The sequence below is a fragment of the Reyranella sp. genome (genome assembly GCF_044224635.1).
Lineage (GTDB): Bacteria > Pseudomonadota > Alphaproteobacteria > Reyranellales > Reyranellaceae > Reyranella.
Genome location: NZ_JBGAKA010000076.1, coordinates 1 through 13,250, shown reverse-complemented (window position 1 = coordinate 13,250; position 13,250 = coordinate 1). Strand labels below are relative to the sequence as shown.

The 13,250-nt window shown below is 66.8% G+C and carries 13 protein-coding genes; 9 read left to right on the top strand and 4 right to left on the bottom strand.

Translation table 11 applies throughout. From position 1 onward, the window contains the following. Window positions 1-185 precede the first annotated feature (185 nt). The 4 genes from ugpB (at window position 186) to ACILR9_RS36330 (ending at window position 4,390) form a co-directional block, all read left to right on the top strand. On the top strand, window positions 186-1,499 hold the full coding sequence (ugpB, locus tag ACILR9_RS36345; protein WP_395714880.1) for a sn-glycerol-3-phosphate ABC transporter substrate-binding protein UgpB: 1,314 nt from the start codon (window positions 186-188) through the stop codon (window positions 1,497-1,499). A gap of 64 nt (window positions 1,500-1,563) precedes the next feature. Next, window positions 1,564-2,445: a sn-glycerol-3-phosphate ABC transporter permease UgpA gene (gene ugpA / locus ACILR9_RS36340; RefSeq protein WP_395714879.1), complete on the top strand. Its 882-nt coding sequence runs from the start codon at window positions 1,564-1,566 to the stop codon at window positions 2,443-2,445. Beyond that, complete coding sequence (gene ugpE, locus ACILR9_RS36335) at window positions 2,445-3,296, top strand: sn-glycerol-3-phosphate ABC transporter permease UgpE (protein ID WP_395714878.1); 852 nt, start codon at window positions 2,445-2,447, stop codon at window positions 3,294-3,296. The genes ugpA and ugpE overlap by 1 nt, the downstream gene beginning before the upstream one ends. 2 nt (window positions 3,297-3,298) lie before the next feature. Continuing rightward, window positions 3,299-4,390: a sn-glycerol-3-phosphate import ATP-binding protein UgpC gene (locus tag ACILR9_RS36330; protein WP_395714877.1), complete on the top strand. Its 1,092-nt coding sequence runs from the start codon at window positions 3,299-3,301 to the stop codon at window positions 4,388-4,390. A 191-nt stretch (window positions 4,391-4,581) separates the two neighbouring features. Here the strand turns inward: ACILR9_RS36330 and ACILR9_RS36325 are convergent, their stop codons facing one another. Continuing rightward, a complete protein-coding gene (locus ACILR9_RS36325; protein WP_395714876.1) occupies window positions 4,582-5,655 on the bottom strand; it encodes a hypothetical protein in 1,074 nt (357 codons plus the stop codon). Window positions 5,656-5,693: 38 nt separating this feature from the next. Here ACILR9_RS36325 and ACILR9_RS36320 point away from each other — a divergent pair, with 38 nt between their 5' ends. Next, window positions 5,694-6,545 (top strand): endonuclease/exonuclease/phosphatase family protein, encoded by an 852-nt coding sequence (locus tag ACILR9_RS36320; RefSeq protein ID WP_395714875.1) that lies wholly within the window; start codon window positions 5,694-5,696, stop codon window positions 6,543-6,545. A gap of 106 nt (window positions 6,546-6,651) precedes the next feature. Here the strand turns inward: ACILR9_RS36320 and ACILR9_RS36315 are convergent, their stop codons facing one another. The 3 genes from ACILR9_RS36315 to ACILR9_RS36305 are packed head-to-tail and all read right to left on the bottom strand — an operon-like array spanning window position 6,652 to window position 10,647. Next, entirely contained in the window at window positions 6,652-7,779 is a 1,128-nt protein-coding gene (locus tag ACILR9_RS36315) for a DUF3500 domain-containing protein (RefSeq protein ID WP_395714874.1), read from the bottom strand. 21 nt (window positions 7,780-7,800) lie between these two features. Continuing rightward, complete coding sequence (locus tag ACILR9_RS36310; protein WP_395714873.1) at window positions 7,801-8,439, bottom strand: redoxin domain-containing protein; 639 nt, start codon at window positions 8,437-8,439, stop codon at window positions 7,801-7,803. 9 nt (window positions 8,440-8,448) lie between these two features. Next, window positions 8,449-10,647, bottom strand: coding sequence for a protein-disulfide reductase DsbD family protein (locus tag ACILR9_RS36305; RefSeq protein ID WP_395714872.1), 2,199 nt, complete (start codon window positions 10,645-10,647; stop codon window positions 8,449-8,451). 245 nt (window positions 10,648-10,892) lie between these two features. Between ACILR9_RS36305 and ACILR9_RS36300 the strand changes: the two genes are divergently transcribed. The 4 genes from ACILR9_RS36300 to ACILR9_RS36285 form a co-directional block, all read left to right on the top strand. Continuing rightward, window positions 10,893-12,119 carry a Zn-dependent hydrolase gene (locus ACILR9_RS36300; protein ID WP_395714871.1) on the top strand — a complete coding sequence of 409 codons (1,227 nt, stop codon included), beginning with the start codon at window positions 10,893-10,895 and terminating at the stop codon, window positions 12,117-12,119. Between the two features lie 27 nt (window positions 12,120-12,146). Beyond that, complete coding sequence (locus ACILR9_RS36295) at window positions 12,147-12,275, top strand: hypothetical protein (RefSeq protein ID WP_395714870.1); 129 nt, start codon at window positions 12,147-12,149, stop codon at window positions 12,273-12,275. Beyond that, on the top strand, window positions 12,262-13,095 hold the full coding sequence (locus ACILR9_RS36290; RefSeq protein ID WP_395714869.1) for an NAD-dependent epimerase/dehydratase family protein: 834 nt from the start codon (window positions 12,262-12,264) through the stop codon (window positions 13,093-13,095). The genes ACILR9_RS36295 and ACILR9_RS36290 overlap by 14 nt, the downstream gene beginning before the upstream one ends. Window positions 13,096-13,160: 65 nt before the next feature. Next, the coding region (locus ACILR9_RS36285) for a helix-turn-helix domain-containing protein (RefSeq protein WP_395714899.1) at window positions 13,161-13,250 on the top strand (90 nt) is incomplete at its 3' end.

The following is a 13,250-nucleotide window of genomic DNA, read 5'->3' as shown; positions in this document are numbered from 1 at the left end:
CGCCGCCAGCCATGACCCCTCCGCCACGGCGACACCTGCCCAGCCCTGCCGGGGAGGCGATGAGATGCCGCTTGCGCCCGCTCAATAGTCTTGGTGGACTGTTGCCAGACTGTAATAAAGCAGACACATCGCAGTCTTGTGGCCTATCGATATAACCGGGGGGCTTCTCAGGGAGGTTTGTGGAGATGACACGGATCAATTTTTCGGCCGTCGCGGTCGCCGCCGTTCTGGCGAGCACGCCGGCATGGGCTCAGACCGAGATCCAGTGGTGGCACGCCATGGGCGGCAACCTCGGCGAGGCGGTCAATGCCCTGGCCGACGGCTTCAACAAGTCGCAGAGCGAGTACAAGGTCAACCCGGTCTACAAGGGCTCGTACACCGAGACCCTGACGGCGGCGATCGCCGCCTTCCGCGCCAAGCAGGCGCCGCACATCGTGCAGGTCTTCGAGGTCGGCACCGCCAACATGATGGCCGCCAAGGGCGCGGTCTACCCGGTCTTCCAGCTGATGGCCGATGCCAAGGAGCCATTCGATCCCAAGGCCTATATCGGCCCGGTCTACGGCTACTACTCGACGACCGACGGCAAGCTCCTGTCGATGCCGTTCAATTCGTCGACCCCGGTGCTCTACTGGAACAAGGAGCTGCTGGCCAAGGCGGGCTATGACCCGAACAAGCCGCCGACGACCTGGCCGGAGCTCGGCGAGATGGCCAAGAAGGCGGTGGCGGCCGGCGCCAAGTGCGGCTTCACCCCGCAGTGGCAGACCTGGACGATGATCGAGAATTACGGCGCCTGGCACAATTTGCCGTACGCCACCAAGGCCAACGGCTTCGGCGGCATCGACATCGAACTCAAGTTCAACGATCCCGCCCGGGTCAAGTTCATCCAGATGCTGGCCGACTGGGGCAAGGACAAGACGTTCGTCTATGGCGGCCGCGAGGGCAAGTCGACGGCGCTGTTCACCGCGGGCGACTGCGTCTTCCACATTGCCTCGTCGGCCACCGCGTCGGCGATCGACAAGGCGCTCGGCACCGACAAGTTCGGCATCGCCATGATGCCCTATTCGCCCGACGTTGCGCCCAAGCCGCAGAACTCGATCATCGGCGGCGCCACGCTGTGGGTGCTGCAGGGCAAGCCGGCCTCCGAGTACAAGGGCGTCGCCAAGTTCCTGACCTATCTGGCGAGTGCGCCAGTGCAGGCCAAGTGGCATCAGGAGACGGGCTATGTGCCGGTTTCCCTGGCGGCGGCGGAGATCACCGAGAAGGCGGGCTTCTACCAGAAGTTCCCGGGGCGCGACGTTGCGGTCAAGGAACTCACGCTCAATCCGCCGACCGAGAACTCCAAGGGCCTGCGTATCGGCAACTTCGTGCAGATCCGCGATGTCGTCGACGAGGAGCTCGAGGCCGTGTGGTCGGGCAAGAAGGACGCCAAGGCCGCGCTCGACGAGGCGGTGAAGCGCGGCAACGAGCTGCTCAAGAAGTTCGAAGCCGCCAACAAATAGGCACCTCTCTCGGCCTCCCCCGCTTCGCGGGGGAGGCGCCCGCAGGGGAGGGGCGCTCGCCGACATGGAAAAACGCGTCACCTTCAACGAGCGAACGCTGCCTTACCTCCTGGTGGCGCCGCAGATCATCATTACGCTGGTCTTCTTCTTCTGGCCGTCCGGACAGATGGTCTGGCAGTCCCTCCTGATCGAGGACGCCTTCGGCGGCAACACCAGGTTCGTCTGGTTCGACAATTTCCTTCATCTCTTCAGCGAGGGCTCCTACTGGGCCTCGGTGCGGATCACGCTGGTGTTCAGCGCGCTGGTCGCCACGATCGGGCTTGCGGTCTCGCTCCTGCTGGCGGTCATGGCCGACCGCGTCATCCGCGGCGCCGGCATCTACAAGGCCTTCCTGGTCTGGCCCTATGCCGTGGCGCCGGCCGTCGCCGGCGTCCTCTGGGGCTTCCTGTTCAATCCGTCGGTCGGCATCGTCGCCTGGTTGCTGAGCGGGATCGGGCTCGAGTTCAACTATGTGAGTAACGGCAACCAGGCGTTCCTGCTGGTGACGTTTGCCGCCGTGTGGTCCCAGATCAGCTACAACTTCCTGTTCTTCCTGGCGGGGCTGCAGTCCATTCCGCGCTCGCTGATCGAGGCCGCCGCGATCGATGGCGCCGGTCCGGGCCGCCGCTTCTGGGACATCGTCTTTCCGCTGCTCTCGCCCACCGGCTTCTTCCTGCTGGTGATCAACATCATCTACGCCTTCTTCGGCACCTTCGGCATCGTCGGCTCGCTCACCCAGGGCGGTCCGGGCCAGGCCACCAACATCCTGGTCTGGAAGGTCTACAACGACGGCTTCCGCGGCCAGGATCTCGGTGGCTCCGCCGCGCAGTCGGTGGTCCTGATGGCCGTGGTCGTCCTGCTCACCTTCGTGCAGTTCCGCTACATCGAACGTCGAGTGCACTATTGATGGTCGAGAACAGGCCTTTCGTCACTTTCCTCAGCCATCTGGTGGTGCTGCTGGGCATCCTGGTCATCGCCTTCCCGGTATGGATGACCTTCGTGGCCTCGACCCATGACCAGGCGACCATGCTGCGATCGCCGGTGCCGCTCCTGCCCGGCCCGTACCTGGTCGACAATTATCGACAGGTCCTGTTCGAGGGCTTCGGGCGCGGCTTCAGCGACAATCCGACCTGGCTCACGCTGATGAACAGCCTGATCATGGCGCTGGGCGTGGCGATCGGCAAAATCATCATTTCGATCATCTCGGCCTTCGCCATCGTCTACTTCCGCTTCCCTCTGCGCATGACGTTCTTCTGGGCGATCTTCGTCACCCTCATGCTGCCGGTGGAGGTGCGCATCGTGCCGACCTACGGCGTGGTGGCCAGCCTCGGCATGCTCGATTCCTATTCCGGCCTGATCGTTCCGGTGATCGCCTCGGCCACCGCGACCTTCCTGTTCCGCCAGTTCTTCCTGAGCGTTCCCGACGAGCTCACCGAGGCGGCCCGCGTCGACGGCGCCTCGCCGATGCGCTTCTTCCGCGACATCCTGCTGCCGATGAGCCGCACGTCGATCGCCGCCCTGTTCGTGATCCAGTTCATCTACGGCTGGAACCAGTATCTCTGGCCGCTCCTGATTACGACCAAGGAGAGCTTCTACACCGTGGTCATGTCGGTCTCGCGCCAGGCGGTCGCCTCCGATGCGACGCCGAGCTGGAACCTGCTGATGGCCATGGCGATGCTGGCGATGATCCCGCCGGTGCTGGTCGTCGTCTTCATGCAGCGCCAGTTCGTGCGCGGTCTCGTCGAGACGGAGAAATAGGCATGGCGCAAGTCCATCTGCGCGGCGTCAAGAAGACCTACGACAACAAGGTCGACGTCATCCACGGCATCGACATGGAGATCGCCGACGGCGAGTTCATCGTCATCGTCGGGCCCTCGGGTTGCGGCAAGTCCACCCTGCTGCGCATGGTGGCGGGTCTTGAGCGCATCACCGGCGGCCAGGTCGCGATCGGCGATCGCGTGGTCAACGAGCTCGAGCCCAAGGACCGCGACATCGCCATGGTGTTCCAGAACTACGCGCTCTACCCGCACATGAGCGTGTACGACAACATGGCCTACGGCCTGAAGATCCGCGGCATGCCCAAAGCCGAGATCGACAGCCGTGTCCGCAAGGCCGCCAAGACGCTGGAGCTCGGCACCTTCCTCGATCGCCGGCCGCGCCAGCTCTCGGGCGGCCAGCGCCAGCGCGTCGCCATGGGCCGCGCCATCGTGCGCGAGCCCGCCGTGTTCCTGTTCGACGAGCCGCTCAGCAACCTCGACGCCAAGCTGCGCGTGCAGATGCGGCTCGAGATCAAGCGCCTGCAGCGAGAGCTCGCCGTCACCTCGATCTACGTGACGCACGACCAGGTCGAGGCGATGACCTTGGCCGATCGCCTGATCGTGATGAATGCCGGCATCGCCGACCAGATCGGCACGCCGATGGATGTCTACGACCGGCCGGCCTCGACCTTCGTGGCGGGCTTCATCGGCTCGCCGGCGATGAATTTCCTGGCGGCGAAGTTGTCGGCCGACGGGCGGTCGGTCGAGCTGGCCGGCACCGGCACGACGGCGGTCAGCTTGCCGCTCGGCCGGACGACGGCGGCGCCAGCGGGCGTGTCGGTCGCGCTCGGTATCCGGCCGGAGCATCTCCATCCGGCCGACGACGGCCCGTTCGCCTTCGACGTCGAGCTGGCCGAGCCGCTGGGCGCCGACACCCTGCTGCACGGCCGCTTCGGCGAGGCGCGCGAGCTGGTGACTGTCCGCCAGTCCGGCCATGTCCAGGCCAGGCCCGGCGAGAAACGGCGCTTCAAGGCCGAGCCCGGCCATCTGCATCTGTTCGACGCGGGCACCGGCAAGCGCATCGCCGACGGCTGACGACGACGGGTTTCTGAGCCCAATCAACGTCGCGACCCAAAAACCTCATGCTGAGGAGCGAGCACCGCGAGCGTCTCGAAGCATGGCAACAGGCACCGCGTTTGAGGCTCATCCTTCGAGACGCCGCGCTGTGCGCGGCTCCTCAGGATGAGGTCATCTCGTTGAGCGAAGTTGGTGAGTGCTCCGCCGCATCAATCCACCGCGAGCACCTGCTTCAGGCGCATGAACATCGCGTAGTGCCAGTACGGGCCGCCGTGGTCGTCGAAGCCCATGACGTCGTCGCGCATGACGTAGGTGAAGTCGGCCGGCGTGGCCGCGACCAGCGCGACGCCGGTGGGCAGGTTGGCCAGGACCGGATCGTCCTTCGGCCCGAACATGTGCAGCAGGTAGATCTTCGCCTTGGTCGTGTTGGCGACCGCGCGCAGCAGGGCAACCGACACCTTGTCGGTGTACGCCGCGCTCGGTTCGGCGCCGGCGCAGTAGGTCGCGTTGAACTTGCAGTGCATCGGGATGGTGTCGAGCACCGGTTGGCCGGTGGTGTCATCGAGCCGGGCGCGGATCAGCCGGTCGTTGGCCGACAGCTCGCTGTCGGGAAAGCTGGTCGCCATCCAGTCACGGATGCTGCGCAGCCGTGCCGGCGCGGCGACGTGGCGCTCCTTGTAGTAGAGGGCGTAGCCCAGGATGATGACGTCGTCGGAGCCGATGCGATCCTCGAGGCGCTCGAGCGTGACCAGCGCATTGGCCCACGAATAGCCGCCCAGGGCATGCAGGTGAACGGCGTCGCGGGAGAAAGCGGTCTGCAGCAAAAAGCCGAAGGTCTGGCCGTCGTTCACGCCGTCGCCGAAGACGAAGGAGTCGCCCAGCACGTAGATGTGCCGGAGCGGCCTTGCCGGCCGGGTGCCCGTGAACCGCGTTCCGTCTGCATTGACGCTCACCACGGTGTCGATGTGCTCGGACTTGCCGCCGCGCTGGCGAACGTAACGAAAGACATAGCGACCCGGGTTGGCGCGATAGCCCTGCTCCTTGTCCGCGGTGAAGAACCCGTCCGGCAGCCGCACCATGCGGGTGTAGGGCGGCTCGGGAAACAGCAGAGCCCAGGCTTGGCGAATGACCTCCAATGTCGGCGAGCCGACTGCGCGGCCGGTTGCCGCACTGATGCGGCTGCTGTGCTGCAGATACAGGAATGCCGCCGAAAGCAGCTCGAGGGCCGCCACCACCAGGACGGCCAGGAGAACGGAGTAGGCTGTCTGTTTGCGCCGGCTCACGATGCGGGCTCACAAGGGAACGAGAGAAGAATATCACCATGCTGTTCAGTACCTACAACGTTCACTATGGCGTGGGCGCCGATGGCAAGTACGACGTCGAGCGCATCGCCGACGTGCTGGCGGAAGCTGACATTGCCTGCTTGCAGGAGGTTGTGCGCGGCTGGCCGCAAAACGGCTTCGCCGACCAGACGGCGGAGATCGCCCGACGCCTCAACCGCTATTCCCGATTCCATGGTCCGATGGAGGCCGATGCCAGCACGGTCGAGGCCGACGGCCGAATCGTCAACCGGCGACGCAGTTTCGGCAACGCCATCGTGTCGCGCTGGCCGATCGTGTGGTCGCGAGGCGTCATGTTGCCCAAGGCCCGGTTGGTCAAGACGTTCGACCTGCAGCGCGGCTACATCGAGGCGGTGGTTGCCGCGCCCTCGGGCCCTTTGCGCATCTATTGCACCCATCTCAGCCATGTCGGCCCGCAGCAGCGGCTGCCGCAGGTCGCAGCGCTGATGGACGCGGTCAACGATGCGGCAACGAGAGGCGGTACCTGGGACGCCGCCGCCTCGGCGAGCTTCGTCTTCCAGGATCCCGCACCCGACATCCCGGCGTCCGCGATCGTCGCCGGAGATTTCAACTTCACCCCGATGCATCCCGAGTATCCGCTGGTCTGCGGCACGACCAGCTCGTATGGCCGGCTGACGACGGCTAGCCATCTCGCCGATGCCTGGACCGCGGCCGGCAACACGGAAAAGGAGGTCGACTCCTTTCCCGGCGAAGGCCGCATCGACCATGTCTTCGTAACCCACGATCTCGCGCCCAAGGTGAAAAAGGCGTGGATCGGCCATGGCATCCCGGCATCCGACCACTGGCCCGTGTTCGTGGAGTTCGATCTGTGATCCAGCTCATGGCAACCCGTTCGGCCGATCGCTTGAAACCGCCTGCCGCAGGCCACGCGCCCGCCAGCGGCTTTTGCGTGGCGCGCACCGATGCGCCGACCGTTGCTCAGCGATGAGGCTGCTGGCGGTAGTGATCGGCGAGCGCGTCGCGCCCGAAATCGGCGGCGAGGTCGCGCCACACCGAGTGGATGTGATTGGCGCCGTTCTGCGTGTTGTCGTGCTCGATCAACGTCACCGGGCCGTGTACGCGAAAGTAGTGGGCGTCACCGGGCACGAGGGAACCCGCCCAGGCGAAGCGTAAGCGTTCCACTCCCTGCTCCATGACGCGACGCTTCTGCGCGGCGAGGAGATCGGGCGCGAGCGTGCCGAGAAAGTGATCCATCAGCGCTTCGACACGGGCGCGCTGGGCTGCACCCATCGCCGAGAGCTCGAGGCCGCGCGGCTGGCCGAGATCCTGCTCGCGCTGCGGGCTCGCCACGATCTCGCCGAACGAGCGGTTGGCGATCAGCGCGCTGCGCCGCTGCGCGTCGTCGAGGCTGGCCATGACCTGGCGCGCCAGATCCTCGGCCGCGCCGAGCAGGCGGAAGCCTTTGTGGCGGCCGTCGCGCACGGTGGCGGGATGGGCGCCGAGGAAGAACGGCGTCGCCGAAATCTGGCCGGCGGCGGGCAGGGCGACATTGAGGGACAGATGGTGGCCCTCGAACCGCCAGCCCCACGGGAAGCGGCCCGGCGTGCCGAATACCGAGACATAGTAGCGGCCGGGATCGCGGAAGCTGCCCTGCTGCTCGCGCAGCACGCCTTCCAGCAGGCGCACGCCGTCGAGCATCTCCAGGCCGCGCTGGTTCAGCACCGTGGCGAACAGGGCGCGCGCCGCCTCGGCCTGCGCCGCTTTCATCTCGCCCAGGCTGAGACCGGAGCGGCTGCGCGGGATGTAATGCCAGTCGAGCCGGTTGCCCGAGTCGAAGGCGATCAGGACCTGCTTGCGCTGCTCGTCGTCGAGCGATGCCAGGAAACGGTTGGCCTGCCCGGCGATGCGTTGCCCGGCATCGACTGTTTGCGCGCTGGCGCCGCCGAATGGCAGGAAGCTCGCCGCCGCCAGCACGAGCCGCCGGGTCGGCCGCTTGTGATGGGTCGGCCGCCCATGATGATGATCGTGCGGGCGCCCATCTTGGTCATGCGGGTGCCCGGCATGGTCGTGCGGATCATCGTCGGGATGCCAGCCGTCGTGCGGCATGGTTCATCCACCCGAACGCGATCAGGTCGAGGTGCGCGGGTATTTCATCGTGCAGCCGTAGGGGCGGGTCGACGAATCGGTGACCGGCTTGCCGGCGATCACCTCGTCGAGGCCGATGCGGACATACTGCTTGGCCTTCGGAATGTCGGCGACGTCGGACGACGGGATCGAATCGATGCCGCCCTTGTAGACCAGGGTGCCCGAGGCATCGATGATGTACATGTGCGGCGTCACCGTTGCGCCGTAGGCTCTGGCGATCTTGCTTTGCGGGTCGAGTAGCACGGCGGCCGGCGCGGCGTCGAGGCGCTTGACGATGTCGTTGGCCTGCGCCGCCGTGACGTAGCCCTGCTCGCCGGTGGCATTCGACGCCGAGGTCAGCCACACCACGCCCCTGGCTGCCGCCTCGCGCTGCTGCGTCTGCATGTTCTTGGCGTTGTAATGCTTGCGCACATAAGGGCAGTCGTGATTGGTCGTCTCGATCACGACGATCTTGCCCTTGAGGTCGGCCAGCGACCAGGTCTTGCCGTTGCTGTCGACCGCCGTGAAGAGCGGCGCGGGCTTGCCGAGATCGGGGCTGGCGGCAAAGGCGGCGGCCGGCGCCAGCGCCGCAGCCGCGCTGGCAAGAATGAGGCCACGACGTCGGATGGTGATGGTCAGCATGACGGTCTCCTAGCGCTTGGCCTGCTCGTTCGACGCAAGCTCAGAAAGGATCAGCGATTCGGTAAGCACTTGCGGCAGGATCTTCGGCCGTTCGGCCCCCCGAGCCCAGAAAAGATAGAGCGGAACGCCGGCACGTCCCAGTTCCTTCAACGTAGTTGTGATCTCCGGATCGCGATTGGTCCAATCCCCTTTGAGTTTCACAACCCCCGCCTGTTCAAAGGCCCGGCGCGCCGCCGGCGTTTCAAGCGCCACGCGCTCGTTGACCAGGCAGGTGATGCACCAGGCGGCGGTGAAATCGACGAACACCGGCTTGCCGGCGGCAACCGCCTGCTGAATCCGCTCGCGCGAATATCGTTCCCAGCCGTCGAAGCTCACGCCAGTTGTCGGGCGGCCGGAGGCCGAGGCGGCCGTGGCCGGACCATCCTCGAGCTTGAGCGTCGCGGCGAGCGCCAGCAGGACGGCCGCAGCGGCAAGGCCGCGCCGCAGCCAAGTCGCGGGCCCCTTCTTGAGCTTGAGGGGGGCGCCGCTGCCCAGTCGCAACAGCCAGATGGCGAAGGCGATCAGGATCATGCCGCCCAGCGCGTAGAGCACGCCGTCGGCGCCGGTCTGCTGGGTCAGCACCCAGATCATCCACACCGCCGAGGCGTACATCGGGAAGGCCAGGAATTGGCGCAGCCGGTCCATCCACGGGCCGGGCCGCGGCATCAGGCGCTGCAAGGCCGGCGTGAACGACAGCACGAGAAACGGCAGGGCGAGGCCGAGCCCCATGGCGAGCAGCACGGCGACGGTCTGCGGCACCGGCTGGCTGAGCGCAAAGCCCAGCGCCGCCGCCATGAAGGGCGCTGTGCACGGCGTGGCGACGATGACGGCGAGCACCCCCGTGAAGAAGGCCCCCGTCGTGCCGCCGCGCGCAGCCAGGCCCTGGCCGAGGCCGGCCAGGCGGCCGCCGACCTCGAACACGCCGGAGAGGTTCAGCCCGACGACGAAGAACAGATAGGCGATCAGCAGCGAGAAGACCGGCGACTGGAATTGGAAGCCCCAGCTCACCTCGCCGAGGCTGCCGCGCAAGCCGATCACGATCCCCGCCATCGCCGCGAACGACGCCAGCACGCCCGCCGTGTAGGCGATGCCGTCGCGCCGCATCTCGGCGCGGGCGTGGCCGGCCAGACGGGCGAACGCCGCCGCCTTCATCGCCAGCACCGGGAACACGCAGGGCATGAGGTTGAGGATCAGGCCGCCCAGCAGGGCGAACAGCAGCGCCTGCCCCAGCGAGAGCTGCTCGCTGCCCTCGGCGGCGGCGAACGATGCGCCGAGCGACGCCGCCGGCACCAAGGCGGGATCGAGCCTGGCCGATAGGTCGAACGCCTGCCGGACCTCGCCGCCGCCGGTCTTCTCGGTCAGCACGAGGGTGCCCGTCAGCCGCTCCGGCAAGGCGGCCTTGGCATCGCCGCGCTTCAGCGGGATGCGGATGCCGTCGGCGCCGATGCTGGCGCTCTGCCTGGCCATGCTGGCGACCGGTCCCCATTCGGCGGGGAAGAAGTAGACGTCGCGGATGGTGTCGGGCTTGAGGCCGCGTGCCTCGATCAGGAGCGTCGGATCGCCGGACTTGGCGACTCCGTAGCGCGCCGGCCACGGGCTCTCGGTGGGTACGTTCTGCCGCGCCTTGTCGAACATCGCCCGCGTCGCCGGCGGCGCCGGCGTGGCTGCCGCGGCAATCGGCAGGGTGAGGGAGAGCTTGGCCTCCTCGGGAATGCAGACGTCCTCGCAGACCAGCCAGTTGGTATCGGCAGCGATCGTCAGCGATGAGTCTTTGAAGTCGGCCGGAGGCATGATGCGCACCAGCAACATCGCCTCGTCCTGGAAACCGTAGTTGATGACGCCGCTGACATCGAACAGATGCGGCGTCGGCCACACGATGGGATCGGCCTTCACACCGTTCGGCAGCGTCCAGCGGATCTCGATCGGCAGGCCCGAATCGCCCGGATTCTTCCAGTAGGTGTGCCATTTCGGCTTGATGGTCTGGCGCAGGCCGACCCAGAACGGCTCGCCCGGCTTGACGGCCGCCGCATCGGCCAGCAGCTCGGCGCGGACATTGTCGGTCTGCACGACAGCGTCGGCCGTGGCGACGGAGCCGCCGGCAGCGGGCGTCTGGCCGAAGGCGGGCAGCGCCAGCAGCAAGCCGAGCAACAGGGCGAGCATACGCGACATGGCGTAGTAAGTGACCCTGGGTCCGGACGCTGGCAAGGCAATCCGGATCAAGGCGGCGTGATATTTTGCCGTCCCCAGGCAGCATTTCCTGTCTCTCGGAGCGCCAGCGAGCTCTTGTGGATTGCAGGCGTCTCGCCCGCCCATGATTCTTTGAACGGGGGACGCCCTGTTCAGAAGAGTTTGCTGCGCTCGGGATGACAGCGATTCTGTGTCGAATATTTCGCTCCAGGCTCTAAGGTCCATCCATGAGGTTGCGACTGGACGAAGGGCGCCTGCTCGCGGCGCTGGATGCGTTGGCCGGGATCGGCGCCATCGAGGGCGGCGGGTGCGCGCGGCTGGCGCTTAGCGACGAGGACAAGGCCGGCCGCGATCTCGTGGTCGGCTGGATGAAGGCGCTCGGGCTGACGGTCCAGATCGACGCCATCGGCAACGTGATCGGCCTGCGCGCCGGCCGCGAGGCGGTGGCGCCGATCATGACCGGCAGCCACATCGACACGGTGCGCACCGGTGGCCGCTACGACGGCAATTACGGCGTGCTGGCCGGCCTCGAGGTCGTGCGGGCGCTCAACGCGGCCGGCGTCACCACGCGCCGGCCGATCGCCGTCGCCTTCTTTACCAACGAGGAGGGCGCGCGCTTCCAGCCCGACATGATGGGCAGCCTGGTCTATGCCGGCGGTCTCGGCCTCAACGAGGCCTATGCCGCGGTCGACAAGGATGGCCAGTCGGTCGGCGACGAGTTGCGCCGCATCGGTTATGTCGGTGCGGCCCGGCCGGGCGCCATGCAGCCGCACGCCTTCGTCGAGCTTCATATCGAGCAGGGGCCGATCCTCGACGAGGAGAAGGTGCAGATCGGCGTGGTCGAAAGCGTGCAGGGTATCTCGTGGACCGAGTACACCGTGACCGGCATCTCCAACCACGCCGGCACGACGCCGATGCGCCTGCGCCGCGACGCCGGCTACCTTGCGGCGTCGGTCAACTTGTTTGCGCGCAGGCTGGCCTGGGAGATGGGCGGCAATCAGGTGGCCACGATGGGCGCGCTGGCGCTCAGGCCGAACCTGATCAACGTGGTGCCCAATCGCGCCGTCTTCGCCGTCGACCTGCGCAACACCGACGAGGACAAGCTCAAGCAAGCCGAAGCGGCTGTCACCGCACACATCGCCGAGGTCGCGCGCGACGAGCGCGTCGAGGTCGAGGCCCGGGTGCTGGCGCGGTTCGAGCCGGTGGTCTTCGATGCCGCGCTGGTCGATCGCGTCGAGCACCATGCTCGCGCGCTGTCGCTCCGCACCCGTCGCATGCCGTCGGGGGCCGGCCACGACGCCCAGATGATGCAGCGCCTCTGCCCGACGGCGATGATCTTCGTGCCCTCTGTCGCGGGCCTCAGCCACAACGTCAAGGAGCATACCGAAGCCGCCGACCTCGCCGCCGGCGCGCAGGTGCTGCTCAACCTGATGGTCGAGTTGGCGGAGGGATGAGGAAAGATCCGCATCCAGCGCAAGCACATGCGCATCGTTGCCGGCATCACGGCGCACGATCCCGCCGAGGCGCGGCGGGCGATGCGCGAGCATCTCACGCGCTCGCTCGAGCGCTACCGCAACCTGGCAGGAGGAAATTGGAATGGCCGCAGCTGACAATCAATCGCGCCGCATCGTGTTCACCGGCGCGGCCGGCGGCATCGGCACCATGATCCGCCCGCTGCTGGCGACGATCTATCCCGGCCTGATCCTGAGCGACAAGGTCGAGCCCAAGGACCTGAGGCCCGGCGAGACCTTCGTGGCCGCCGATCTCACCAGGCCGGAGGAGGTCGCGGCCGCCGTGGAGGGCGCCGACAGCGTGATCCATCTCGGCGGCCACTCGGTCGAGGGGCAGTGGGACAACATCCTGCAAGCCAACATCATCGGCTGCTACAACCTCTTCGAGGCGGCGCGGCAGGCCGGCGTGAAGCGCGTGATCTTCGCCTCGTCGAACCACGCGGTCGGCTTCTATCCGCGCAAGCGGCGCATCGGCACCGACGTCACGGTGCGGCCGGACAGCCGCTACGGCGTCAGCAAGGCGTTCGGCGAGGCGATGGGCGCGCTCTATGCCGACAAGCACGGCATGATCGTGACCTGCCTGCGCATTGGCAATGTCGGACCGCGCCCGCTCGACGTGCGACGGCTGGCGATCTGGCTGTTGCCCGAGGATCTGGTGCAACTGATCCGTATCGGCCTAGAGCATCCCGATATCCGTTTCGAGATCCTTTACGGCGCCTCGGACAACGCGACGTCATGGTGGGACAATTCGCGGGCGCGCGCGCTCGGCTATCGGCCGACCGGCAAGTCGGAGGATCATCGCGCCCACGCCGAGGCCGAGCAGGCCAAGATCGGCCCCGATGCGGTGGGCGACCTCTTCCAGGGCGGCAGCTTCTGCTCGCTGGAATTCACCAACAAGGTCGAGCGCGCGGGGCCGTAGGCTTGAAGAAAGGTCCCCCCCGGGGTCTCAAACGAAGTGCAACACCTTGCTAGAAGGGTGTTGTCATGGGAACCCACTACAAACAACTCACGCACGATGAACGGTGCGATATTGCCGTGCTACGTCGAGCGGGCCAGTCGATCCGTCAAATCGCT